Raw genomic sequence first — 24,079 nt, 5'->3', positions numbered from 1 at the left:
ACTGAATCAGAAAACACCTCTTTCAATCAAATAATGTCTGACCAAGTTATTTTAGGAATCTCCAACACTCATCACTACCGATTTACCATTGTGAATCTGACTGAAACCGCAAAGGAACCTATGTTCCTTCATTCTCTAAATAAGGAAATGTCTGTTTTTTTATCAAAAACAATGATGGGAGCCTTATTCCTTGCTGAAATGACAAAGAACCAACAGAAAGTCAGCATCCAATGGAAAGATGAATCCAATAAACAAGCATTAGCTTATAGTGATCGTTATGGTAAAATGAAATCGGTCGCCTATTCCGCAAGCCATGAAGAAGGAGACATTCGAAATGAATTTATCCTCGGGCAAGGGATCATGAAAGTAATCCGTTGGGATTACGAATCCGATACCTACCAATCTTATACCAATTTAATAGAAGATACATTTGAAGCCAATTTTATCAAATACCTGACGGAATCTGAACAAATCAAAGCAATCGTGGGGATGGATGTGATCCCGTTTGATTTTCCTGGGAATGATTTTTCTGCAAAAGGAATCTTTTTCGAAGCATTACCGGATGCCACAGAAGAAAGTTTTCTATTTTTAAGATCCAAAATCAATTCACTCATTTTGAAAGAATCTTTTTGGACACTCACAATTGAAAAGATGTTGGAGACACTCGAATCAGAAATTGAATCTCCATTGGAAGTGCTGAGCAAAGAATCACCAGAATTTTTGTGTGATTGCTCTAGACATAAGGTAGCAGATATCATCGCATCTCTTGGCGAACAAGAAGCAAATTCTATCATAGATGAAATGGGTAAAATTGAGATCACATGTGAATTTTGTAGAACCGCTTACCAATTTGATTCGTTTGATGTGGAGAAATTTTTTAAACAATGAAGGCTAATTTTCTCTCCCTGAGAGAAACTGAGTTAGAACCTGTTTTTTCTACCCTGGATAAAATTGTAGAAAGTTTTTTATCTCACTCCAAATCTCCGATCTTACTTTTCACGGGAGAAATGGGAGCTGGAAAAACTACCTTCATTCGTGAATGGTTCTCTAGGTTTGGTACAGATAGTTTGATCAATTCACCAACTTTTTCTTTATACAATATCTATGATTCGCCTAAGATGCGTTTGTATCATTTTGATTTGTATAGGATCCATTCGATCGATGAAATGGAAAATTTAGGATTTGAAGAAATTTGGGGCCGGGATGGTGTCTCTGCCATCGAATGGTGGCAAAAAGCTGAAACAGTTCTCCCGAAAGAGAATCGGATACAAATTACCATAGAATCAGAATCATTTGAAAATCGAACATACACCCTCGAATGGTCCGAAAGGGAAATCTCTTGAATTTACTCTATTTTGATACAACTCAGGATTGGATCCACGTTGCTGTTGGTAACCTTGATGGTGATTCAAATTTGGATTTGAAGGCAAAACAAATAGAAGCAACACCGAAAGAAGCTTCCTTTCGATTGGTCGAGATGATTCAAGTCGCACTGAATCAAGGTCATCTCAAGAAGCCAGATTTGATCATCGTTCCCAATGGCCCTGGTTCCTTTACTGGGATTCGCATAACAGTGACTACTGCTAGAGATTTAGCCCAGCTTTGGGAAATTCCAGTCGTTGGGATTGATAGTGGCGAATTGTATGCAGTTGGGATGGAATCAAAACAAAAAAACCAATTGCTCCCAACGGAAACCACCCTTGTCTGTTTGGATGGCAAACAAGGAAAATACTATACTAAATATTTTGATGGAACCACGTTTCTCGAAACAAAAGACCAAACTCCTTCTGAAATGATTCAATTTTTAGAGAAGGAACAAATTACACCTAACAATTGGTACTATACAGGAATTTTTCCTAGTTTTTATCCAAATTCGGCAGTAAAAATAGAAGCGACAAACCTCAATTTATCGTCTATAATGCAGTATAGTTTGGAACAAATCAAACAAACAAATCTTAAGAATTACGACTATTTATCTCTCCTACCCAATTACATTCGTGGGACCTACGTAGATCAAAAATGAATTTATGGATACCTATAAAATACAAAGAAAAATCATCGAATATCTAGACCAAAAGTCAGGTAAAGATATCACAAGACAAGAGATCAAAAAAAAATTCATTGAATCCAGTGAATTCAAACGACCCGACCCAAAAACTAAAAAAGTAAAAGCCTTCAAACGAAAAGAGAAAGTTCCAAGAAAGGAAATCGAATTTCTCATCGATCAACTTTGTAACCTACTGGAAGTCGAAGGATTACTCATTCCCAATAAAAAATACCTAACTGTTGCTAAACCATTTCGACTCACTGGTAGGATCTCCATTTCAAGAAGAGGTGATGGTTTCATTTCCTTACCATCCAAAAACGAAATATTTGTACCAGGCCCACTCACAAACACCGCCATCTCTGGTGATAAAGTGGAAGTGATCCCACTCGGTGTTGGTAAAAAAGACCGGCTGGAGGCAGAAGTCACAAAGATTCTCAAACGAGGTCGTATTTTATATCGAATGCGAGTCAAAGAAAAAACCAATAAATTTGTTTTTGGGAATTTTTTAGATATGTTAGGTGACGGTAAAGAAGGTGTACTACATGTTAAATCGATACTCAAGGATAGTTTCGATGCAATCAACATTGATGATGTACTGATTGTTAAACTGAAAGAAGGTGCCGAACCACAAGACAATCTTTATGATGTGAGTTTCATACGATTTGAATCAGACACAAAAGAAGATGGCGATTTACAACGGATCTTAATGAAATACAATTATGATCCGGTGCATCCCGATTTTATTCCATTGGATTTTCCAGAAGAAGTTACGGAAAAAACAGTTTCGGATTGGAATCGCAGAACGGATCTACGTGATCTGTATGCGGTCACAATCGATGGAATCACAGCCAAAGATTTTGATGATGCTATCAGTTTTGTTGATGAAGGAAATCGGCTTAGGATTTGGATCCACATTGCAGATGTATCCTATTATGTAGAAAAGGGATCTGCCTTAGATAAAGAAGCGTATGAAAGGGCTACATCAGTTTATCTAGCCAATCGTGTCGTTCCAATGCTTCCACCCATACTATCGGAAGACCTATGTAGTCTTGTCGCCAATACAAATCGATTGGCTTTCACAGTGGAGATGGAAGCGAGTAAATCAGGTGAAATTTACAATGCCAAGTTTTACAAATCCATCATCAAAGTCAAAAAACGTTACACGTATGAGATGGCCGAAGAGGAAATAAAGGCACAGGATCCAAATAATTGGATGTACCAAGTTTCGCTCTTCACAGATGCTCTTCGTAAACATAGGATGAAAACTGGTCGTATTGACTTAAATTTACGAGAAACAACGATCACTTGGAACGAAAGAAAAGAACCAATTGGAATTGAAAATCGTGAACGTCTAACAAGTCATATTTTGATCGAAGAATTGATGTTGTCTGCCAATTTGAAAGTGGATGAATTCCTTCGCAAAAAAAAGATTCCAACTCTCCACCGAATCCATGAACCTATGGATGAAGAAAAATTAGAAACTCTCAATCACTTCTTACAACTCAATGGGTACAATGTTCAAATCCATGATACAAGTTATCCTGAAATCATGAAGGCCGTGAAAGAAATCCAAGACAACTCTGTTGGAAAAATATTCAATTATTTATTACTACGAAGTTTTATGCAGGCTTATTATGGAGCCGATCCACTCGGACATTGGGGACTTGGTTTTAAAGACTATTGCCACTTTACATCTCCTATCAGGCGTTATCCTGATTTGATTGTCCACAGAGTTCTTCAGGCAACTTTGTTAGAAACTGATAAGGAATATTCAGAAAATGAAATTGCAGTGATGGGCCTCCATTGTTCAGAAGAAGAAAGAAGAGCGGCAGACGCAGAAAGAGACATTGTCAAAATCAAATCATTTCGTTATCTCGAATCAACCGGAATCAAAGAATTTAAAGGTTTTATCGTAGGGATCCGTCCTTCTCAAATTTTTGTGGAATTAGACATTTCCAATTTGGAAGGAGTTCTTGATAAATCAGAGTTTACTGATGAGTTTGAAGTGATGATTAAAAATGATTTTTCTTTTTATTCCAAAAAGTATTCCAAGATTTTTTTCATCGGAGATCCAGTGACAGTGAGTTTAGATCGAATCGATTTCGAAGAAATCAAAGTCTTTTTAAAACTAAAAGATTTCAAAAAAGACGATACACCAACCAAAAAGAAGTAAGCATTTCCGTCGAATGTATCTTAAAAGGATACATTCGGTATTTCTTCTCGTTTCCAAATTTTTCTAAAAAACTTTCTTTGTTTAACCTCAATGGATAAAATCTTTTGTATGATTTCCTCTTCAGTGACATTATGACTTTTCATCAAATCTCTGTTTAGTGAAAGTTGTGAATGAGTTACCCATTTCACAAGAGAAGATTTTTTTCTTTCTGATTCAGGGAGTAATTCATTCACACTGTTAAAAAACTCTTCATGTGTTAAAAACAATCCGTTTGAAATTTCTGGCATTGGGGCTGCACCATGATCGGCCGTTACCAGTAGAATGAAATTGTCCCCATAGTTTGCCTTTAAAAATTCAAAAATGGTTTTGATTTCATTGTCAGTTGACAGTAACACTTGTTCTGCCTCTTTTGTTTCCCAACCATACAAATGTCCAACAGCATCTGTCGCTTTTAGAGTCAAATAGGCTAAATCTGTTTTACCATCTTTATGTTTATTCGGTTTGAGAATCGTTTCTTCGATTGTATCGCGAAACAAAGCACCATCCATTTTTACTTGGAATTCTGATCCTTGAAAGTGATGGATTTTTGATAGAAAATCGATAGGGTTTTTCGCTTCAAAATGTGTTTGGATGTTTGCTTTATGGGTTTGGTAGAATTGGTATAAATTGTATTTTTGTGCGGCTAAGGGTTTTCCAAAAGCGTTTGGATAAGTGGACCAATTTAAGTTTTTGACATCTTGCCAATAGACAAAATCAGCATCCGGGGAAATCAATGTTTTTTGATTCGATCCATCTTTGTATTCTTTTCCATGTCCCGCCATACCCACTGCGGCACGATTCGCATAACATTGACTAATAATTACAGGTTCATTGTTTTGAGATAAATCCCATTCATCGGAAAAACTTGCCGAATGAAGTTCCGACAAATCAAAACTATTGTTTAAACCTTGGTAAACAGGTCTATGATGTACTTTCCCTTCTGAAAATGTATAAATTTCATTAGAAAAAACCTGTGAATCTTTTGGAAAAGCACCTGTTCCGATTGCCATGTGACCAACTGCTGTATGTGATTCTAAATGCACTACTTTCGCTTTTTTGAAGTAAACGGAATTGGAAGATAATGATTCTAGGAAAGGATACGCTCCTTTATGTGCTTTATAGAGTTGTTTTCCACCTTGGTCAACAACGATAGTCACTATGATTTCAGGTTTCTCATTTGAATCTTTAAATATTTTTTGAAATGCGCTGACAGATAATTGATTGGAAAAACCAAAGTTTAATATTTTTCCATATAAAGATGGAATGTGTTGTTGGAAAATTACATCCGAATACACTCCATTCTGAAACCATTTGGGACCGTAAATCCAAATTGGAATTTCGGTATCATAAGGATATTGGGTGTAATGGGAGGTATAGTTCACTTCTTTTGTAAAATTCTCTTCCTCAGTATCCAGTTGCCATTGTGTATTAAGAGAGTCCCATGAGAGTTCATGATCTGCTAATATATTTTTGATTTCTTCTTTGGAATAATGCGAAAGAGTGATTGCATCTCTTGCTTCCCGATCAAAAATATTAAAAGGATAGGGAGCGAGAATTAAATCTGTATCAGGTTGCATGGATAGAAAGGCAGCACGTTTGTAGTCTTTTTCCCATTTACAACCAGCAAGTATGAAATAGATAACAATGCATAATACGATCAAAAATTTATCTTTCACTCTGGTTTTCACAATCACTTACCTTTCCTGCTACACACTCCCTGATTTTATACCAACTAGGCAAGTGCGAATTAAATTTGTTGGGGACCTCATGTGCCATTCCTCTCAAATTTCTGCCTATTTGGATTCAAAAACTAAGATCTATGATTCATTCAAAAGTTTCGAATACGTTGCAGATTCTCTACAAAATGCTAATCTAACTTTGGGAAATTTAGAAACGACCATAACCGAACTCCAAAGTGAATATTCAGGTTATCCAAGGTTTGGTAGCCCAAGTGGATACTTAACTGGGTTAAAGAATGCAGGTTTTGATATCCTTTCTACTGCAAACAATCATTCCGCAGACAAAGGATCCTATGGCATTGATACTACAATTCAATCCGTTTTTAATCATGAGATGATTCCGATTGGAACTTATACTTCCTTATTAGACTTTCAAAATCGAAAAGACTTCATTCAGGATGTGAATGGAATTAAAATTGCGATCTATAATTATACATATTCGACAAATGGAATACCGGTACGTGATGGAAGGATTGTACGTTTGTTAAATGAAGATCAAATCCGATCCGATGTCATTTTTGCAAAAAATGAAGGAGCTCACTTTATCATTTTATGGTACCATTTTGGAAATGAGTACGAAGAAAAACCATCTCAGTCGCAAACAAAATGGGTGAATGTTGGTTTAGAAGCAGGTGCTGACATCATCATTGGTGGCCACCCACATGTTGTGCAAAAGATAGACTTTTACCAAGATCCAAAAACAAATGAAGACAGGCTTATCGCCTATTCTTTAGGAAATTTTTTATCTGCTCAGAACAGACAATACACAGATGGGGGAATTATTCTTTCATTAACACTCGAGATAAACAAAGAAAATCAGAAAAAAATTTTGAATGTGCAATCCGAACCTGTTTGGGTGAATCCAAGAAACTATTCCATCATCCCAATCCAAAAGTATTCGAATTCAGAATTGCCGATCAAACTTCCAAAACATTTAGAAAAACGGATGTTTGAATTTGAATCCCATTTAAAGAAGATTCCTGGTTTGGGAATTCGTTCACTCTAGGTGTTGGATATCATTTTGGATCAGTTCATATCCTTTTCCCGCACGGATGAGTTCGAGGGAATCATCATGAATTTGAATCATAGTTGATAATTCAATTTTTACGATACCTCCATCAATGATCCCATCGACTAAATTACCGTAAATTGATTCTAAATCATCAATATCAATTATGAATTCATCATCACTAAACGCTGAAGTAGATGTAAGTGGAGAATCATGAATTTTGAGTAATTCTTGTAAATAAATATGATCGGGAATACGGATTCCAATTTGTTTGTCTTTATGATGAGCAATGGATGGTTTTGGTAAATTTTTATTTGCTTTGAGAACAAATGTAAATGGTCCAGGAGTCATGCGCTTCATGAATCGATACGCTGAATTGGGAAGGTATTCGATAAAATGAGAGGCCATTGAAATGTCCCTACACAAAAGAGATAGTGGCTTATCTTTTGGTAATTTTTTAATGGAATAGATTTTTTCTACCGCAGTTTTCGAATTTGCATCGGCAATTATCGCATAAACAGTGTCAGTAGGAAAAATATAGATGGCTCCATCCTTCAATCTATCGGAAATCTGTTTTAGTTTTCGAACTTCTGGATTATCTGGATGGAGGTAAAGGATCATAAATTTGACTTCTACTGCGCTGTCAATCCACCATCTAGTACAATGCATTGGCCTGTCATGTACGCTGATGAATCAGATGCTAGATAAATCGCCGCACCCAATATGTCTTCGGGTTTACCAAGCCTTCCCATTGGAATACCTGCTAATACCTGTTTCATGATGAATTCCTTATCTTTAATCATGTCGGTCATATCTGTGTCAATCAGACCAGGACAAATGACATTGACCCGATATCCATTATTGCACCATTCAATAGCAAGGGCTTTGGATAAGGTGATGACGGCACCTTTGGTTCCCGAATACACAGATGCCAGTTTGCTACCTACCATACCAAGAACAGATGCGACATTGATGATATTACCACCTTCTTTTTTATGATGTTTGTAGTAAGCCTGACAATTTCGAAATACTCCCACATAGTTGGTTTGGACAATATTTTGTAATTCGTCCTCTTTGAATCCTGATGCAGGTGTATTTGTGGCAATTCCTGCATTATTGATTAATGTATCCAATTTTCCATGTTTGGTTTTAATTTTACCAATCACTTCAAATGCAGACCCTTCACTACGAACATCGAGAACAACACCATGGATTCCTTCTTTTTCCATCCAGTGAATGGATTCTGGTTTGGATCCTGCTCCGTATACAATGGCACCTGCATCACGAAAGCCAAGAGCCATCGATTTACCGATCCCTCGGCTTGCACCAGTGATCAAAACTGTTTTTCCTTTTACATCGAATAAATTCATTTTACCTCATGGTTGGATGGATAACACTCGCTTGCTTGCGGTTTGGTATCTTCCATTAATTTTTTATAGTCTAGAGTATTGTCATCTTTTACCAAATCCCTTCGGATGTAATGGGTGCCCTTTTCATAGTAGTCGGCAATAGGATTACAATCTTGGATGTCTTCCGAATAACCCCTCTTGCAACCAATCACGAATACAAATGCCCATAAAAGAATCGTAAAAAACCTTGGACTCATCATGTACAAAGAAAACAATATCCCCTAAGGAATAGCAAGAATTTGTTTGTATTAAAATCAGCATCACCCAGAAGAAAACAAATCCTTTTTGATTTGGGATTTGATTTGAAGATTGATCCTGAACACATCGATGAATCACAAAAAGAATTGGAATCACCGCTCGAATATTTAGAACGAATGGTTCACTCAAAACTTGGTACTTTATTTGAACCAAACAATGTTTATTTGGCGGCTGATACAATCGTCGTGTACCAAAATCAAATCTTACACAAACCCATTGATACAAACGATGCCTTTCGTATCTTAAAAATACTTTCTGGAAAGAATCATTCCGTATTTTCGGGAGCCGCTCTTCGACACCCGAATGGAACTGAATATTTTTATGAAGAAACTATGATTGGATTTCAAAACTGGAATGATTTTGAAATCAACGAATACATCAAACGATCAAAACCATTTGATAAAGCGGGTTCTTATGGAATCCAAGACAAAGAAGGTCCAGTCCTCCAATGGATAGGATCATATACAAATGTAATGGGTTTTCCGTTACGGAGTTTTTTGTCTCGCCACGAACTTTGGATTGGTTCGTGGGAAGAAAGGATTATGCGTAGAGATTGACGAGGTTTCCTGGTTTGTAAGTTGCCTTCGCGTCAGGAGTGGTTTGAATTTCTTGGGCTTGGTTTTTGGTTTCGGAACTTGGGTATTTTGGCTGGTAGGAGCGAGATTGAATGGCTTCTACTTGCTCAACTGCTTGCGTATTGTATGTGGGAGACACATACATATACGGCTCCCCTAATCCTGAAACTCTTGCCACATTACTTGAGATTTCCATACTATGATTATCGCCTCAGTCCAGTTGTAAGATTAGACCAGATTCAAGAAAATGGAAACAAAAAAATCACAAGCCAAGGAATATAACTCCCTTTTCCAACTTTTTAAAACGCCCCCGGCCCAAATCCCACAATTTTTTGCCTATGCGGGTGAGGATTCCTACGAATTTGAACTGATCGTCGAACATTATAGAGAAATCCTTCAAAAGACATTAGGTGATTTTGAAGTCATTTTGATAGTCTCCGAATCGGGAGAACAGGCCAAATTGTTCGCTGAACTTTTCACTCCCGATATGTTCTACCCAAGAAAACTCATCATCATTAAAAATGCGACTGCTTTGTTCAAACCAATTCTCGATCCTAAAGCCGCCCATGAGTGGAAAGATTTTGCTTCTGGATTTCGAAAGAATATCACTTCCGTTTCCGATGAAATATTCACTCTCATCCATTATGATGGGAAAGATGTTCCAAAAAGTTTAATCGATTTATTCCAAGGAACGCTTAGTTATTTTAAAACCAAAGTACTATATCCAAATGATTATCCGAAAATTTTCAAAGAAGTCTGTGACCAAGAACAAGCACATTTTGAACCAAATGCTACAGAGGAATTTATCCATCGGACTCCGGCAAATGTTGGTGCTTACATCAAAAGTGTTAAGAAATTAAAACAGTATTTACACAAATCCAAATTCACATTGGAGGATGTAAATTCCGTCTTGTTCAGCCAAAATGAACTGAATACCAATGTACTTGTCGAATCTCTTGTCCAAAAACGGAAAGTTGATTTTTTCAAAGAGTTTACGAAATTCGGAGATCAAAATTCTGAAATTCTCAATTTTTTAACAAGGCTTACTTATAAACTAGATGAAATTCGTAAAATCAAAGTCATACGATCTAGGCATAACGGAGAAGTTCCCATTCCGATTATGGACGAACTTCTTAAAACAGGAAGTTTTTCTGAAGCACGGAAAAATTTTGTGAGACGCCAATTGGTATCTGATTCTGCGAATTTCACCGATAAGGTATTAGATTTATTTTATGACCAAGTGATCGAGATGAATATTAAATTCAAATCAGGGCTTCGAGATGAAGAAGGCAAAAACTATTTCATCCAAAAAATCATGCATTTATTTTCTCTCCTTCAAGATAAGTCTTCCAAATGAAACTCGTGTAGTTTTCGATATAAATTTCGTTCTGAAATACCCAAAAGTTTTGCTGCTTTTTCTCGATTTCCTTTTGTATAAATCAAATTTGCTTTTATAATTTCTTTCTCATATTGTTCCAAACTGATACCAGGTTGGATGTTCAATTCAGATAAGGAGTTTTCGAAAAAATGCGATGGAATTTGTTTCCAATGGATTTGTTTTCCAGAAGTAAATCCTACCAAAGCATAGATCATATCTTTCAGTTCAGTATAGTTACGAATAAACGTTTTATTTTTTAGAAATGTGTAAAAATCTTCATCTAAAGAATTTATTTTTTTATTCAATGACTGGTTTGCTTCTTCTAGAAATTCATGAACGAAGAGTGGTAATTCAGAAATTCTTTTTTTTAAATTGGGTAATTCAAATCGAAATGACTTAAGTTGATCATAAAAATCTCCATATTGGTTCCTTTGGTTGAATACTTCCAACTCTTCTAAATGAATTTCCCAATAAAGATAAATCTTGGATTTTTCATTGTATTTTTCTGATTTCCACCACTGTTGCAACAAAATCATTTCCTCATGTTTCGCATGGGAAATCCAATTTAGAATGACTGTTTGGTTTTGTTTGGAAGATTTGATTTTTTCCAATTTCTCTTGAAACGAAGATGGATAAGAGAAATCAAAATGGATGACAGTCGATTCTGAGATATTTCTTTTCTCTAAACTCTTCTGGATCCAAAAGGATTTTCCAACACCTCTTTCTCCCACAATCAAAATGGGTAAGGATGAGTTATTTATCTCCAACCATTGGTTCTTTATTTTCTCAATGTCTGAACCTTTTGTAATCCACTCGGATATGGACTTACCTTTTTTTAATGACACTCACTGTTCCTTGCAAATATCCATTAAATTCTCGTATTTTATTTAGATCTAAAAATTTCTTAGCTTGTGATGGTTTTACCATCAACGTTTTCGGATAAGAAAAATTTGTTTTGAGTAAATTTGTCTCTCCTGCTATATTTTTAATTCCCCAAGTTGACAAAGGATCCAATACAAAAGTTGTTTGGATTAAATATTCTTTACCTTTGGATACTTGTGCATCATAAGGCAATTGGATCCAAATGGCCTCCCCTTTGGATTCGACTAAAACGGATTGAAACCTTTCTCTTTCGAGTAATTCTGAATTGGATTCTGTTCTTAAAATATATTCTAAATCTGTTTTGATTTCTTCTTTTTCTAACACACGTTTTTCTGTGATTTTTTCATAAGCTTGGTAAAGATTGTAAGGTGAAACCACATCGACTGCGGCTCGTACTAGAGAAGCATCAAATTTTTTAATATTGGATTGGTTCCATTGGAATGGATACACCAACTCTTCTTGTGATGAATAAACATTAAATTGATTTAAGTATAGGTATTCATACCCATCTTGTGTACCAATTTTTTGGTATTCTGTGATTCCTACCACTCTAGAGTTACTTGCCTTTCCGATCCTTTGTAATTCTCTGATTGTGCTTAAATCAGAATGATTTGGGATTAGAATGATAGGTTCGATTTCCATATGTCTTAGATCATTGAGTGCCATGATGATAGAACCGGATTTATCTTTTACACTAGACGAGAGCAGTAAAAATAATTTTCGTGATTCTTTTTTACCAGAAGAAAACTTTCCTTTTAAACTTTGTAGAGCAGCAAGCACTGATTCTGAGTGATTGGAACCTTGCCATCCTGTTTCTTCCATAATCTTTTTGATTTCGGAATGATCTTTTGTTGGTGGAACAGAGAGTGTTTTGTCTTTTTTTAATAATGTGATACCTAAATACAATCCATCTTGGTCATACATTGAACTCAGGCTTTTTAGAATGTCTTTTTTATAATATGCATACGAGGAATGGATGTCCAAAAATAAATTAATTTCGTAATAGATAGGTGTTTTACTTTTTTTTTCGTAAAAACGTGGAGGCAAAAATCGAAAACTTTTTTCATTATGTTTTTCATACGCCATTACAAAATTTGAAATGAGTTTCGATTGGATGGTTTGTTTGCTTAAATTTTTACAATTGTAAATGATGGTTTTGACTAAAATAGGATTCCCAAAATCAATTTGGTCCTGCACGACAAAATGAGAATCCCATTCACTGCAGAATGCATTCCAATCTTGGTCTTTTAGATCCGCCTCTTCATTCCATTCTGTCTCGTTCAAAAAATTTTCAATTAGTTTTGGATCGGTAATTTCAGTAAAAAAATTTCTCTTTAAATAATGTCGCGAAAGGCGTGACAATTCGAAACCCGCTTCCCGTTTGGAACCGAGTACAGGTGGCACTTCTCCCGAAATATAAGCAGGCAGGATAGAAATTTCTTTCGCATAAATATTTTTAGGGAAGAACGCAAAAAAAATAAGCAAATTTGCAATAACATGCAAACACGTGAATCGAGACATAAAATTAGAATCGCTCTATTGAGGGAAAATGTAAATCTTTATCCTACAAGCCTGATCTGTTTTCTTTGATAAAAGATTGACAAGTGTTATTTATCAGATCAAATTCTTCGGAAAAGGAGTAGATTCTTTATGAAGAAATCACTTATCGTATGTGCCTCTCTAATCGCATTTGTTGTATCTTGCGGATCCAATGATGGAGGCAGAAGAGACGCTACGACCGTAGGTAAAAATGGTTGGATTTTTGAAGGTTGGGCTTGTGCCCCAGATGCGGCGGCTGCAAAACGTGGTCAAAGCCCTGCTGAGTACTGCAAAGGAAAAGAAAAAGAATTCGATTATCTTTACATGAAATTTTCTGCACGTGCATCTGACAAAGCGATCAAAGCAAACTCAGTTGCCATGAAACAATCCACTTGCCGTGAAGCAGCTCGTTTACAAGTAGCTGGCGATGGTTTGAAAAAAATCCTAGGTGAATATTTAGAACAAGCATCTGGTGTTTCTGATGGTCAATCTACTGGTTCTGTGATTGTTTCTGAATCAAAAGGTATCATCAAAGGCGTTGGGGTTTATGACTGCTGCTCTCTTAACAATGAAACAGGAATTTGTGCAAACGTAGGTGAGCCAGAAACTTGGGAAGAATGTCAGTGTGTTGGATACCTCAGATATGCAGGTGGACAAAAAGCTCTCGAAGCAAAAGCAACTGCTGTTCAGTAATCTGACATTAGCGCTTTGTTACGAAAAAGCCTCCTATATGGGAGGCTTTTTTTTTAGTTACGCTTCCATGGATACGTCTCTCACTTGAGACCAAAGGATCATTCAAAGAATCTATTATTTTTTCAATTTGGGATCAAAGTAATGTTTGTGGATGAATTCCTGGACAATTTGATGCTCTGATGCTGCAAGAGGTTTGAAAATCACCGAAGTGGTTTTTCCTGCCGTTCGATGGACCGTTCCCATGATCTCTAATGGATTTTGGTTGAGTGAAAATTGAATTTTCACATGGTCACCTTCATAAAAAATTGCTGTCGTTTGAAAGGCTAGTCCACCGGTCCCTAGGTCGGAGAGATGACCAGTCACGGGTCCTGTTTTTGTTTTCACCAATTCAACAGTACAAGGAACATCTAATTTCACCCGAGCATCTTTTCGTTTTTGTTTTGCTCCACCATATTTGCTATAACTATCAGAGAATATCGATTGTTTTGAATCTGCCATTTCAGTTTCCTTATACAAGACTTACAAACGTTTCACAGTTTATATTCTCGTTGTTTAATTCGCTTGTTTCCAAAATCGTAGAATCCATTTTCACAAATTCCAATGTATCTTTAAATTCATTCACTGAAGCCACAGAAAGTAACAAACGTTTTGTATCTTCAGGAAATCCTATGTTTTCTATATATTTGATAAAATGTTTTCGAAATAAAATTAACGCATAATCATCACTAGTTGGATAGAAATTCAACATCAAATCCAAATGTTCCAAAATGACATCTTTGATTTGATACCAAGGAAAAAATTGTTTTGGAGTTTTTCCAAATACCCAGGGATTCCCAATTGCTTTCCTTCCAATTAGGACTAAATCAACACCATAAGTTTTCTTTTTCTCTAAAGCTTCCTTGTAGCTTTGTACATCGCCATTTCCGTAGATGGGAACATTCGCTCTAGATTTGATTTCACCAATGGCGTTCCAATCGGCAATACCCGTGTATGCCATTGCTTTGGTTCTTCCATGAACAGAAATTGCGGATACTCCAGAGTCTTCTAATACCTTCAGAGTTTCTAGGTAATTCAACGAATTCGCATCCCATCCCAAACGAATCTTTGCTGTGACAGGAAGGTTTGTTCGGTTCCGAATCCCTTCGATCATTTTACCAGCCAAACGTATGTTTTTGAGTAAACCTGCACCAGATCCGTTGTGAGAAACTTTCGATACAGAACAGCCCATATTCAAATCAATGATGTCTGGTTTTTGTTCTGCTGCAATCTCTGAGGCATTCACCACAGTATCCAAATCAGATCCAAAGATTTGAAACACAATGGGCCGTTCCATTTCTACAAATCGGAACATATCCAGTGACTTTGCATTTCCCAATTTTAATTGTTCAGTCGAAACAAATTCAGTATAAGAAAAAGCCGATCCAAAACGTTTAGTGATCTGGCGGTAAGGGCTATCAGAAATTCCAGCCATCGGAGACAAGGCAACGTCTCCTTCGATGATTACATTTCCTACCCTTACCATTTTGATTTCCTAATTAAGACTCAGCGGAGTCCGAATCCGATTCTCGAACGACGGCAAAATCTTTCACAAAGTCTTCGTCTTTCGTATTCACTACTTTGACACCCATTGCTGACCTTCCTACCATCGAAATGGTTTTAACTTCCACTCGAATTGCCATACCGGATTGAGTGATGACAAGTAGTTCGTCTTCTTCTTTCACAGAAGAGATACCAACAGCACGTCCATTCTTTTCACCGATCTTAAGATATGTCATCCCTTTCCCACCTCGACCTTTGGTGGAAAACTCTTCAAAGTCAGTTCGTTTTCCAAATCCATTTTCGGAAATACAAAACAAATTAGTATTAGGTTCTACTTTTGTAATGCCAGCAATGGAATCATCATCTTCCAATTTCATTGCCGTGACACCAGAAGCTGTACGTCCCTGTGATCTCAGTTCATTCAGGTTCATACGAATCGCCAGACCATTTTTACTACCAATGAATACATCGTAGTTATTTGGATTGGCAATTACATCAATGAGTTCATCTCCATCTCTGAGACCAATCGCAATGATTCCCGATTTTTTTGTGTTTGTGAACTCATCCAATTGGATTTTTTTCACAAAACCTTCTCTCGTTACCATAAGGAGATACGACTCATCAAAGTTTCTAAAGGTAAACAATGAAGTGATGATTTCATCATCATTCAAATTAATAACTGCTTTTAGTGATTTTCCACGTGCTTCTTTTGTCGCAATCGGTAACTCATATACTTTTAGTAGGAATGCTCGGCCTTTATTGGAAAAAAGCATCAAGTTATCATGAGTCATGGCACTACTTAGTTTTTTGACAAAGTCTTCTCGTTTGGTCGAGATCCCTTGAACTCCCTTTCCACCTCGTTTTTGGCGACGGAAGGTATCCATAGGAAGCCGTTTGATGAACATGTCTTCGGAAAGTTGGACAACCACTTCTTCATCGGCAATCAAATCTTCTGCGTTAAACGTGGAAGACTCGAGCGATTCTAAACTAATTTCTGTTGTGCGAGTATTTCCAAAAGATTGAGATACTTTCCCAAGTTCATCACAAATGATTGATTTCACTCGATCAGGTTTTGATAGAATATCTTCAAGATCAGCGATCAATATTCGAACCTGCTCCAATTCATCGATGATCTTTTGGACTTCCAAAGAAGTTAATCTTTGTAGTCGCATTTCAAGAATGGCATCAGCTTGCAATTCTGACAAAGAAAACGTTGCCATAAGGGAACTTTGCGCTTCTCTTACATCTTTAGAAGCCCGGATAATACGAATCACTTCATCGATATTTTCGAGAGCAATCCTTAAACCTTCTAAGATATGTGCACGTTTTTGCGCCTTGTCTAAATCAAACTCAGTCCGTTTGACAACAACTTCTCGCCTATGTTCTGCGTAAGATTTTAAAATTTCTTTGAGTGAAAAGATTTTTGGACGGTTGTCCAAAATCGCAAGCATGGTGATTCCATAACTGACTTGCAGTTGGGTCAGTTTAAAAAGTTGGTTTAAAATCACTTGTGCGTTTGCATCTTTTTTAACATGGATCTCAACTCGGATCCCTTTTCGATCCGACAAATCTAAAATTTCAGAGATACCTTCGATGATTTTTTCATTCACCAAATCTCCAATCTTTTCCAACATGTTTTTTTTGTTCACTTGGTATGGAATTTCATGAATGACAATGATCTCGCGACCTTTGTTATTTTCGATGATATCAACTTTCGATCGAATACGAATGGATCCTTTACCCGTTGCATATGCTTGGTAAAGTCCTTCTCCACCAATGATGGTTCCACCTGTTGGAAAATCTGGACCAGGTAAAATTTTCATTAATTCAGGAAGAGTGATATCCGGATTTTGTATCAGGGCGATGACTGCATTCACCGCTTCTTTTAAGTTGTGAGGAGGAATGTTTGTTGCCATTCCGACCGCAATCCCTGTGGAACCATTGACTAAAATATTTGGAAAATTAGCAGGTAAAACATCAGGTTGTTGTCTCGTATCATCAAAGTTAGGGGAAAAACTTACTGTGTTTTTTTCGATGTCTTTGAGAAGTTCTTCTGCAAGTTTTGTCAGACGAGCTTCTGTATACCGATATGCCGCCGCATTGTCACCATCGACAGATCCAAAGTTACCTTGGCCATCAATCAATGTCTCTCGCATGGAAAAAGTTTGCGCCATACGAACCATTGTTTCATATACTGCAGAGTCACCATGAGGGTGATAGTTACCAATCACTTCCCCAACAATCTTTGCCGACTTGACGTAAGGTCTGTCAGATCTCCAGGCTCTTTCGTTCATCGCATGGAGGACACGTCTATGGACTGGTTTTAAACCATCTCGCACATCAGGAAGTGCTCGACCCACGATGACACTCATCGCATAATCAAGGTAAGCTTCCTTCATTTGGTCTTCAATTTCAACCGGAATGACCCTGACACCAGCTTTTAAAGCACCGGCTACGTCTGGTCTACCGGATAAATTGAGTGCTAAGGTTTTGTTTGATTCGTTTTCTTGGCCGTTTTGTTCGGTCATTTGATTTTCCTAATTCCGATTAAAGATCTAAATTTGCTACTTTGTAAGAATTCGCTTCAATGAAACGACGACGAGGAGACACTTCATCACCCATTAGGATATTGAATGTATCTTCTGCCTCTACGAAATCTTGTAATTTCACTTGTAACATGACACGTTCTTTTGGATCCATAGTAGTATCCCAAAGTTGTTCCGGGTTCATCTCTCCAAGTCCCTTATATCGTTGGATGACCACTTTGTCATTTGGTCTAGCTTTTAAGATTTCATCTTTCTCTCGATCAGAGTAAACATACACTGCTTCCTTACCAAATTTAAGTAAATACAATGGAGGTTGTGCAACATAGAGGGAACCACGTTCAATCACAGGTTTCATGTATCGAAAGAAAAATGTTAAGAGCAGAGTTCGAATATGAGATCCATCCACGTCCGCATCTGTCATGATGATGATTTTTCTGTAACGAAGTTTTTCCACATTAAATTCATCATCACCAATGCCAGTTCCCATAACAGTGATTAATGTGCGAATCTCTTCATTGGAGAGGATTTTATCTAACCTTGCTTTTTCTACGTTTAAGATTTTACCTTTGAGTGGGAGGATGGCTTGCGTATTTCTATCTCTTCCTTGTTTGGCTGATCCACCCGCTGAATCCCCCTCGACTAAAAAGAGTTCGCAATGCTCAGGATCTTTTTCTGAACAATCGGCAAGTTTACCAGGAAGCCCACCACCTTCTAAAACGGTTTTACGTCTTGTAAGATCACGAGCACGCCTTGCCGCTTCTCTTGCTTTTGATGCTAAGATACATTTTTCGAGAATCTTTTTGATGATCGCAGGGTTTTCTTCAAAGTAACGATTGAGTCCTTCTCCCGTGATGGTTTGCATGAGACCCTTTACTTCCGCATTCACTAATTTTTCTTTTGTTTGAGAGTTGAATTGCGGTTGTGGGATTTTGATGGAAATGACGGCACAAAGACCTTCTTTGATATCATCCCCTTGTAATCCATTGGGTTGTTTTTTGAATAAAGTTTGGTCTTTTTTTAGATGGTCATTGAGAGTTCGAGTCAATGCTGTTCTAAAACCTTCTAAGTGTGTTCCACCTAAGTTGTTATTAATTGCGTTTGTAAAACAGAAAATATTTTCACTATAGGTATCACAATATTGGAGAGCAATTTCGGCCCAAACATTTTCTTTTTCTCCTACAAAGTGTAATACTTTATGAAGTGGGTGTTTGGATTCAGTGATGTATTCCACAAAGGAAACAATTCCGCCATCGAACTTAAACTCATGTTTGGCGAATTCTTCCTTTCTTTGGTCTTCGATTCGAATGAGAAGACCTTTGTTAAGGAAAGCAATTTCTCGAAACCTTGCGGAAAGTGTATCGAAAGAAAAATCTACCGTCGTAAAAATGGTATGGTCTGGTCGAAACCGAACGACAGTTCCGCGGTGAGTAGTCTCCCCTATGATTTTTACATCTTCAACAGGGACTCCCGCTTGGTATTTTTGGTAATGGAGTTTTCCTTCTTGGTGCACCTCTACTTCTAAGTATGTAGAAAGTGCGTTCACAACGGATACCCCAACCCCATGCAAACCACCTGAAACCTTATAAGCATCATTTTCAAATTTTCCACCTGCGTGTAAGATGGTAAGAACCACTTCGATGGTTGACTTTCCCTTATCTGGGTGGATACCGGTCGGAATCCCTCGACCATTATCGCGAACTTCGATGATATTTTCAGGTAGGATACGAACATCAATTTCTGTACAATGGCCGGCCATTGCCTCATCCACTGAATTGTCTACGACCTCATATACCATCTTATGAAGGCCGGATTCATCTTGGGTTCCGATATACATTCCGGGACGTTTCCGGACCGCCTCTAGACCCTCTAGGATCTTGATTTTTGAGGCTGAATAGGCGTTTTGATCGGTTTGGTTGGACATAGATTTTTAAGATACCCTATAGGAAGTATCCTAAAAAGACCCTCGAAGGGCAAGTGAAATCGGGGGGAATGTGAGGGTTTAAGACCTAGGATTTTGGAATTCATTCCCCGTTTTGAAATGGATTTTTTCCAGCACATATGGGTATGCGATGGCGTTGATTTTTTTTAATAGGTCTGCTTTGAGGAACTCGAATTCTTGTGCCACCATCGAATGACGACAAACAACTGTCAGTTTTTTTCCATCAATTGTTTTGGGAAAACTTTGTTTACCAAAAACCTCTCCGACGATCTCATTCCATTGGTTCCTTAGTTTTTTTAAAATTTGGTCTTGAAAGACTGATTCTCGATCGAGACCTAATTTTTCTAAACTTTGGAAGAGTTCTGAAAGTTCGACTTTTTTCATATCTCAGTAAAGACCTTCACTTTTCCTGAATCAATGATGTAAATTTCTTTATCAACAGTTAGGTTTCCCACATACTCATTGATTCCTTCCAAATCTGTGGTGGTAAAAAATGCCTGTCCACATTCAGAGATCAAATTTACGAAATACTCCCTTCGTTTGACATCGAGTTCACGGATAATATCATCAATGAGTAAAACGGGAGCTTCTCCAGTTGTGTCTCGAATCATTTGAAAACAAGCAGTCTTTAAGGCAATCACAGCACTTCGTTTTTGGCCTTGGGATCCAAACCCACTCAAGTCTTTGTCATCAAATCCAATAGGAAGTGTGTCTCGATGGTTTCCACAACTTGTATACCCGATCGCTTTATCTTTTCGTAAATTATCGATTAACTTTTGTTTGTGTTCTTCTTTCGAAGTGATATTAGGTTTGTATGTGAGAAAATATGGATCTTTTCCGGAACTGAGTTGTAATAAATTTTGATGGAAATATCCAGCCAAACTTTGGATTGTTTTAGTTCGGATCTCTCTGATTTCCGAATCGTGTTCGATGATCGGTTCATCCCAAATGCCAATTTCTCGATCACTGGCATTTTCTTTTTTGAGAGCCGCATTCCTTTGTTTAATTAACCTTTCATATTCAATCAGTTGTTTTAAATAATAACGATTTGTGGAAGAGATAAATGCATCTAAAAATCGTCTACGTTCCACATTTCCATCTTCTATGATGAGGATGTCTGGAGGGCTCATCACTATGGAGCGAAAGTATCCAACATAGTCAGAAATTTTTTTGAATTCTTCCCCATTCACTTTTAATTTTTTTCGTTTCGTTTGGGAATGTTCAATTCCGTATTCGAATAAATATTCATTCCCTTCGGATTCAAATTCTGCTCTGATAAAAGTATCAGAAGTATCCCAACGCAACAATTGGTTTTGGTCTGATTCACGAAAACTTTTTAAGTATGATAAGAGAGAAATGGATTCGAGTAAGTTCGTCTTACCTTCCCCATTGTTACCAATGAAGAAGACAAGACGTGATTTAAATGTAAGTTGAGTTTCTTCGTGGTTACGAAAATTCTTTATGTAAATCTTTTTTAGAAACATTAAAGTTTCATTGGCATAATGACAGAAACAAAGTCACTGTCCGAAGGATCCTTAAACAGTACGGGAGCACTTGAAGTGGTGAATTCCAAAATCACTTCTGGGTCATCCACAGCTTTCACAACATCACTCAAATAATCTCCTTTGAAAGCAATGGTGATTGTTTCTCCATTGTATTCAATCGGCATGTTGTGATCAAACATCATCGTTCCTGGATTCGAAGAACTAATATTTACATTACCTTTGCTAAAAGCCAAACGAATTTGTTTCGATGGTTCTTCGGCTGAGATCAAAGCTTGTTTTAAAAATGTAAGGAAGTCTGCTTTCACCACTCGAACAGATTCGGTTGTTTGTTTTGGAATCACTTGTTCATAATCAGGAAAATTTCCATCTATTAATTTAAATAGGAGTTCTACGTTTCCAGAAGAAACATAAATTTGTTCTTCCACAAAACCAATTTTTGCTGTTTCTTTTCCTTCCATCATTTTAAGCATCTCACGCACTGCTTTGTGAGGAATGATCACACCATTTTTAAATGGAAATTGTTTTGGAAACTTACGAACAATTTTTGATAAACGACGCCCATCGGTTCCTACAACAATTAAATCCGTGTTATCTGGTTTTAAAAACAAACCATTGAATACAAATCGAGTTTCTTCAATTGCCATTGCATATGAAGTTTTACGGAACATTTCACGAATGGTTTGGCAAGGAAATTCAACCACACTTGCCTCATCTACTTTCGGAATGGTTTTGATGTCTTCTGAATCGATTCCATTCACTTTGAACTTTGTGTCCATTTTCCCAGAAGCATCAGTGATTGTGGTTTCTGAATTCTCAGAATTTTCCGTTGTCGTCAGCAAACTTGTATCAAAGTTTAAATTTTTAAAAATACTAGAGAGCTGTTTTGCAGGAAGTGATGCTGTTCCTTTTTCTCCAATGGTAGAAGGAACCGAAGTTTTGATTGCGATCTCTAAATCAGTCGCTGAAAGATACACTTCGTTTTCGCCTGTTTGGATTTTTAAATTGGAAAGAGCCGACTTGATCTCACGTACTGAGATCACTCCATCCACTGAGTTAATTGCTTTTAGGAATTCTGTAGTATTGACAGTGAATTTCATTTTTCCTCTTCTTCTTATTAATATTATATATCTTTATATATATTATGTCGTTTCCGTTGGTTCTGTCAGTATGTTGATAAAGCCCGGAAAGTTCAATTTTTATTGAATTATGTCAGGTTTTTTCCATTTGGCAAGTGTGAATATTTATGTCCCTTTGAACAGTTTACTCGTCAATATTGGAACCATAACCCGTGACTATGTCCTATCGACAGTTTATTGACAGTCTATCTTGGTCTTAGTAACAGATTATTGAAAGCTAATCTTGTGTTTGATGGTGTGGAAAAGATCTTCCCATTGTGCTTCCGATTTCATCCGCTCTTTAAATTTATCGATCCCATGGATCACAGTCGAATGTGTCGTCGAAAAAATCCTTCCGATTTGGGCTTTCGGAACATTCAAGACATCGTGTAACAGTAACATACAAAGGTGTCGCGGAGGGATGAAATCGGCTTTGCGGCTTTTTCCTAGTAAATCCTTTCTCGCCACATTCGTCCGTTCACAGACCAAATCGATTACCATATCAGGACTGAATCCAATTCGTTTTTTATTCGTGAGGAAACGTGCTTCGGCAATCTCTTTGATTTTGTCTTCCGTGAGTAGGAAATACTCATAGGCTTTTTTGTACATTACCAAATCGTTTACAATCCCAATGAGGGCTCTTGAATCACCTTCTAATCGTTCGGCGAGCCAATGGAGTAAATTGTCACTGGCAGGGATATTGAATTCAGAGAAATTGGATTTGAGTAATGATTTTCGTAGTTCCAAATCATGCGATTTGATATCTGCTTGCAAACCATGTACAAACCGAGATTTGAGTCGGTCATGGAGTGGGAGTTCATAACTTGGGCGATCCGATGCGATGACGATTTGGCGTTTGCGATCGTACAAAAAATTAAAAAGAGCAAAAAACTCTTCCTGGGTTTTTTCGGCACCACCATTTAAAAACTGAATGTCATCAAAGAGTAAAACATTATAAGACTGGTAACGGATTTTAAAAGATTCGAGAGACTCACGATTGTTTTGTCTTACGGTAAAAATAAACTCATTCAAAAAAGATGTACTATTGACATAACGAACTGTTTTCCATGGATCTTTTTTTTTGATCTCGTTACCTATGGAATGAAGAAGATGTGTTTTGCCCACACCAACGGGTCCAAACAAATACAAAGGATTGTACTTACCAGGTTGTTCCACCACTGATTTGGCTGCTGTGAACGCAATTCGGTTGGAATCAGAAGTGATATAATTGCTAAAGATATATTCTGGATTGAGATCTGAGTCTGAATCATCAAACTTCGATTGGATGACTTCTTTTAAAACATGTGATGATGTTTCCGATTCAGTCAGAATGGATACTTTGAAACGATCCCCTACGACTTGGTAAACCGCATCTTCAATGAAACCGATGTATTTGGTTTCCACATGGCGTTTGATTCCACCCGATGGAGCCATTAAGTGAACCACTTGGTTCTCCCACTTATCAAATCGAAGTGGTGCAATGAAATTGGAAAAGTACTTGGGAGGTATCTGTTTCGATATTTCTTCTAAAATTTCTTCCCAACGTATGTCCAAGCTTCCCCGCCCTAAATGTGAAATCGGGTACTATACTTTTAGCAAGTAGGTAGAATTCAAATGAAAAATCGGAAAACGATCCAAACTGTTAAAAATAGTCGAGCTGAATAAAAAAATTATGTCCCTTAATGAGTTTGACA

At 37.2% G+C, this 24,079-nt stretch carries 23 protein-coding genes; 8 read left to right on the top strand and 15 right to left on the bottom strand.

Annotated elements, in window-relative coordinates; genetic code table 11:
• The first annotated feature begins 33 nt into the window (after positions 1–33).
• The 4 genes from hslO to LEPBI_RS00115 are packed head-to-tail and all read left to right on the top strand — an operon-like array spanning position 34 to position 4,220.
• Positions 34–888: an Hsp33 family molecular chaperone HslO gene (gene hslO, locus LEPBI_RS00130; protein ID WP_012387061.1), complete on the top strand. Its 855-nt coding sequence runs from the start codon at positions 34–36 to the stop codon at positions 886–888.
• On the top strand, positions 885–1,343 hold the full coding sequence (gene tsaE, locus LEPBI_RS00125) for a tRNA (adenosine(37)-N6)-threonylcarbamoyltransferase complex ATPase subunit type 1 TsaE (RefSeq protein WP_012387060.1): 459 nt from the start codon (positions 885–887) through the stop codon (positions 1,341–1,343). The genes hslO and tsaE overlap by 4 nt, the downstream gene beginning before the upstream one ends.
• Complete coding sequence (tsaB, locus tag LEPBI_RS00120) at positions 1,340–2,023, top strand: tRNA (adenosine(37)-N6)-threonylcarbamoyltransferase complex dimerization subunit type 1 TsaB (RefSeq protein WP_012476050.1); 684 nt, start codon at positions 1,340–1,342, stop codon at positions 2,021–2,023. Before tsaE ends, tsaB begins: the two co-directional genes overlap by 4 nt.
• A gap of 4 nt (positions 2,024–2,027) precedes the next feature.
• On the top strand, positions 2,028–4,220 hold the full coding sequence (locus LEPBI_RS00115; protein WP_012387058.1) for a ribonuclease R family protein: 2,193 nt from the start codon (positions 2,028–2,030) through the stop codon (positions 4,218–4,220).
• A gap of 20 nt (positions 4,221–4,240) precedes the next feature.
• Here LEPBI_RS00115 and LEPBI_RS00110 read toward each other — a convergent pair whose 3' ends face one another.
• Positions 4,241–5,953, bottom strand: coding sequence for an alkaline phosphatase family protein (locus LEPBI_RS00110; protein WP_012387057.1), 1,713 nt, complete (start codon positions 5,951–5,953; stop codon positions 4,241–4,243).
• Here LEPBI_RS00110 and LEPBI_RS00105 point away from each other — a divergent pair.
• The gene (locus LEPBI_RS00105) at positions 5,904–7,004 is read left to right on the top strand and encodes a CapA family protein (protein ID WP_420804571.1); all 1,101 of its coding nucleotides are present in this window, start codon (positions 5,904–5,906) and stop codon (positions 7,002–7,004) included. The two genes, LEPBI_RS00110 and LEPBI_RS00105, sit on opposite strands and share 50 nt — an antisense overlap.
• On the opposite strand, the gene LEPBI_RS00100 is transcribed toward LEPBI_RS00105, so the two are convergent.
• The 3 genes from LEPBI_RS00100 to LEPBI_RS00090 are packed head-to-tail and all read right to left on the bottom strand — an operon-like array spanning position 6,996 to position 8,631.
• The gene (locus LEPBI_RS00100) at positions 6,996–7,628 is read right to left on the bottom strand and encodes an L-threonylcarbamoyladenylate synthase (protein ID WP_012387055.1); all 633 of its coding nucleotides are present in this window, start codon (positions 7,626–7,628) and stop codon (positions 6,996–6,998) included. The genes LEPBI_RS00105 and LEPBI_RS00100 overlap by 9 nt on opposite strands.
• Positions 7,629–7,639: 11 nt before the next feature.
• Positions 7,640–8,377 (bottom strand): SDR family NAD(P)-dependent oxidoreductase, encoded by a 738-nt coding sequence (locus LEPBI_RS00095; RefSeq protein ID WP_012387054.1) that lies wholly within the window; start codon positions 8,375–8,377, stop codon positions 7,640–7,642.
• Positions 8,374–8,631 (bottom strand): hypothetical protein, encoded by a 258-nt coding sequence (locus LEPBI_RS00090; RefSeq protein WP_012387053.1) that lies wholly within the window; start codon positions 8,629–8,631, stop codon positions 8,374–8,376. The genes LEPBI_RS00095 and LEPBI_RS00090 overlap by 4 nt, the downstream gene beginning before the upstream one ends.
• 24 nt (positions 8,632–8,655) lie before the next feature.
• Here LEPBI_RS00090 and LEPBI_RS00085 point away from each other — a divergent pair, with 24 nt between their 5' ends.
• Positions 8,656–9,231 (top strand): Maf family protein, encoded by a 576-nt coding sequence (locus LEPBI_RS00085; RefSeq protein ID WP_012387052.1) that lies wholly within the window; start codon positions 8,656–8,658, stop codon positions 9,229–9,231.
• On the opposite strand, the gene LEPBI_RS00080 is transcribed toward LEPBI_RS00085, so the two are convergent.
• A complete protein-coding gene (locus LEPBI_RS00080) occupies positions 9,215–9,427 on the bottom strand; it encodes a hypothetical protein (RefSeq protein WP_226992832.1) in 213 nt (70 codons plus the stop codon). The genes LEPBI_RS00085 and LEPBI_RS00080 overlap by 17 nt on opposite strands.
• 69 nt (positions 9,428–9,496) lie before the next feature.
• Here LEPBI_RS00080 and holA point away from each other — a divergent pair, with 69 nt between their 5' ends.
• Positions 9,497–10,606, top strand: coding sequence for a DNA polymerase III subunit delta (gene holA, locus LEPBI_RS00075; protein WP_012387050.1), 1,110 nt, complete (start codon positions 9,497–9,499; stop codon positions 10,604–10,606).
• Here holA and LEPBI_RS00070 read toward each other — a convergent pair.
• A complete protein-coding gene (locus LEPBI_RS00070) occupies positions 10,585–11,472 on the bottom strand; it encodes a helix-turn-helix domain-containing protein (RefSeq protein WP_012387049.1) in 888 nt (295 codons plus the stop codon). The genes holA and LEPBI_RS00070 overlap by 22 nt on opposite strands.
• On the bottom strand, positions 11,453–13,030 hold the full coding sequence (locus LEPBI_RS00065; protein WP_012387048.1) for an LIC10012 family protein: 1,578 nt from the start codon (positions 13,028–13,030) through the stop codon (positions 11,453–11,455). Before LEPBI_RS00065 ends, LEPBI_RS00070 begins: the two co-directional genes overlap by 20 nt.
• A gap of 129 nt (positions 13,031–13,159) precedes the next feature.
• On the opposite strand from LEPBI_RS00065, the gene LEPBI_RS00060 reads away from it, so the two are divergent.
• On the top strand, positions 13,160–13,741 hold the full coding sequence (locus LEPBI_RS00060) for a lipoprotein LipL21 (protein WP_012387047.1): 582 nt from the start codon (positions 13,160–13,162) through the stop codon (positions 13,739–13,741).
• A 114-nt stretch (positions 13,742–13,855) separates the two neighbouring features.
• Here the strand turns inward: LEPBI_RS00060 and LEPBI_RS00055 are convergent, their stop codons facing one another.
• The 8 genes from LEPBI_RS00055 to dnaA all read right to left on the bottom strand — a co-directional run bounded on the left by LEPBI_RS00055 (position 13,856) and on the right by dnaA (position 23,939).
• A complete protein-coding gene (locus LEPBI_RS00055; RefSeq protein ID WP_012387046.1) occupies positions 13,856–14,239 on the bottom strand; it encodes a PilZ domain-containing protein in 384 nt (127 codons plus the stop codon).
• A 10-nt stretch (positions 14,240–14,249) separates the two neighbouring features.
• On the bottom strand, positions 14,250–15,263 hold the full coding sequence (locus LEPBI_RS00050) for a tRNA dihydrouridine synthase (RefSeq protein ID WP_012387045.1): 1,014 nt from the start codon (positions 15,261–15,263) through the stop codon (positions 14,250–14,252).
• Between the two features lie 13 nt (positions 15,264–15,276).
• On the bottom strand, positions 15,277–17,808 hold the full coding sequence (gene gyrA, locus LEPBI_RS00045) for a DNA gyrase subunit A (RefSeq protein WP_012387044.1): 2,532 nt from the start codon (positions 17,806–17,808) through the stop codon (positions 15,277–15,279).
• 19 nt (positions 17,809–17,827) lie between these two features.
• Complete coding sequence (gyrB, locus tag LEPBI_RS00040) at positions 17,828–19,747, bottom strand: DNA topoisomerase (ATP-hydrolyzing) subunit B (RefSeq protein WP_012387043.1); 1,920 nt, start codon at positions 19,745–19,747, stop codon at positions 17,828–17,830.
• A 78-nt stretch (positions 19,748–19,825) separates the two neighbouring features.
• A complete protein-coding gene (locus LEPBI_RS00035; protein ID WP_012387042.1) occupies positions 19,826–20,149 on the bottom strand; it encodes a DciA family protein in 324 nt (107 codons plus the stop codon).
• Positions 20,146–21,249, bottom strand: a complete 1,104-nt coding sequence (gene recF / locus LEPBI_RS00030; protein ID WP_012387041.1) for a DNA replication/repair protein RecF — start codon at positions 21,247–21,249, stop codon at positions 20,146–20,148. The genes LEPBI_RS00035 and recF overlap by 4 nt, the downstream gene beginning before the upstream one ends.
• Positions 21,249–22,367, bottom strand: coding sequence for a DNA polymerase III subunit beta (gene dnaN / locus LEPBI_RS00025; RefSeq protein WP_012387040.1), 1,119 nt, complete (start codon positions 22,365–22,367; stop codon positions 21,249–21,251). Before dnaN ends, recF begins: the two co-directional genes overlap by 1 nt.
• A gap of 246 nt (positions 22,368–22,613) precedes the next feature.
• Positions 22,614–23,939, bottom strand: coding sequence for a chromosomal replication initiator protein DnaA (gene dnaA, locus LEPBI_RS00020; RefSeq protein WP_012387039.1), 1,326 nt, complete (start codon positions 23,937–23,939; stop codon positions 22,614–22,616).
• Between the last annotated feature and the right edge of the window lie 140 nt (positions 23,940–24,079).

The sequence above is a fragment of the Leptospira biflexa serovar Patoc strain 'Patoc 1 (Paris)' genome (assembly GCF_000017685.1).
Taxonomy (GTDB): Bacteria; Spirochaetota; Leptospiria; order Leptospirales; family Leptospiraceae; genus Leptospira_A; species Leptospira_A biflexa.
The sequence above is the reverse complement of the archived record's forward strand: the minus strand, read 5'-3'. Positions and strand labels throughout refer to the sequence as shown.

Excerpts from the sequence above, each read along its gene's own strand:
- hslO (WP_012387061.1), top strand. The coding sequence starts at position 34 with ATGTCTGACCAAGTTATTTTAGGAATCTCCAACACTCATCACTACCGA.
- tsaE (WP_012387060.1), top strand. The coding sequence starts at position 885 with ATGAAGGCTAATTTTCTCTCCCTGAGAGAAACTGAGTTAGAACCTGTT.
- LEPBI_RS00115 (WP_012387058.1), top strand. The coding sequence starts at position 2,028 with ATGGATACCTATAAAATACAAAGAAAAATCATCGAATATCTAGACCAA.
- LEPBI_RS00105 (WP_420804571.1), top strand. The coding sequence starts at position 5,904 with ATGCATAATACGATCAAAAATTTATCTTTCACTCTGGTTTTCACAATC.
- LEPBI_RS00100 (WP_012387055.1), bottom strand. The coding sequence starts at position 7,628 with ATGATCCTTTACCTCCATCCAGATAATCCAGAAGTTCGAAAACTAAAA.
- LEPBI_RS00095 (WP_012387054.1), bottom strand. The coding sequence starts at position 8,377 with ATGAATTTATTCGATGTAAAAGGAAAAACAGTTTTGATCACTGGTGCA.
- holA (WP_012387050.1), top strand. The coding sequence starts at position 9,497 with ATGGAAACAAAAAAATCACAAGCCAAGGAATATAACTCCCTTTTCCAA.
- LEPBI_RS00065 (WP_012387048.1), bottom strand. The coding sequence starts at position 13,030 with ATGTCTCGATTCACGTGTTTGCATGTTATTGCAAATTTGCTTATTTTT.
- LEPBI_RS00060 (WP_012387047.1), top strand. The coding sequence starts at position 13,160 with ATGAAGAAATCACTTATCGTATGTGCCTCTCTAATCGCATTTGTTGTA.
- LEPBI_RS00055 (WP_012387046.1), bottom strand. The coding sequence starts at position 14,239 with ATGGCAGATTCAAAACAATCGATATTCTCTGATAGTTATAGCAAATAT.
- LEPBI_RS00050 (WP_012387045.1), bottom strand. The coding sequence starts at position 15,263 with ATGGTAAGGGTAGGAAATGTAATCATCGAAGGAGACGTTGCCTTGTCT.
- gyrA (WP_012387044.1), bottom strand. The coding sequence starts at position 17,808 with ATGACCGAACAAAACGGCCAAGAAAACGAATCAAACAAAACCTTAGCA.
- gyrB (WP_012387043.1), bottom strand. The coding sequence starts at position 19,747 with ATGTCCAACCAAACCGATCAAAACGCCTATTCAGCCTCAAAAATCAAG.
- LEPBI_RS00035 (WP_012387042.1), bottom strand. The coding sequence starts at position 20,149 with ATGAAAAAAGTCGAACTTTCAGAACTCTTCCAAAGTTTAGAAAAATTA.
- recF (WP_012387041.1), bottom strand. The coding sequence starts at position 21,249 with ATGTTTCTAAAAAAGATTTACATAAAGAATTTTCGTAACCACGAAGAA.
- dnaN (WP_012387040.1), bottom strand. The coding sequence starts at position 22,367 with ATGAAATTCACTGTCAATACTACAGAATTCCTAAAAGCAATTAACTCA.